This window comes from Flavobacterium sp. XGLA_31, assembly GCF_051547105.1.
GTDB lineage: Bacteria > Bacteroidota > Bacteroidia > Flavobacteriales > Flavobacteriaceae > Flavobacterium.
The window spans coordinates 1-344 of the sequence record NZ_JBPTTM010000027.1 but is presented as its reverse complement, the minus strand read 5'-3'; the positions used below and the strand labels follow the sequence as shown (position 1 = coordinate 344).

Below are 344 nucleotides of genomic sequence, written 5' to 3'. Positions count from 1 at the left end.
CAGCAGTAGTCCAAGTAGGAGCGGTAGTATCCTGAACGGTGATTACCTGAGTAAACACAGCAGAAGTATTACCGCATGCATCAGCTACAGTCCAAGTGTTGGTATAAGTACCGGCATTAGCACATCCTTCGTTAGCTACAAACTCACCTGAAGTTTTTACAATGTTGGTAACATCAGCATCACATAAGTCAGAAGCAATAGGGAAAGCAGCTTGAGCCGTTGCTAAAGCAGCCGCATCACTACATTCTACAGTAGCATCAAGAGTACCGGCAGCAGTAGACCAAGTAGGGGCCGTAGTATCCTGAACAGTGATTACCTGAGTAAACACAGCAGAAGTATTACCA

The 344-nt window shown here is 45.3% G+C and carries 1 protein-coding gene; it reads right to left on the bottom strand.

The genetic code is table 11. The features are described 5' to 3' along the window. On the bottom strand, positions 1-344 hold a 344-nt coding region (locus tag ACSVH6_RS13605; protein ID WP_438079409.1), incomplete at both ends, for an HYR-like domain-containing protein.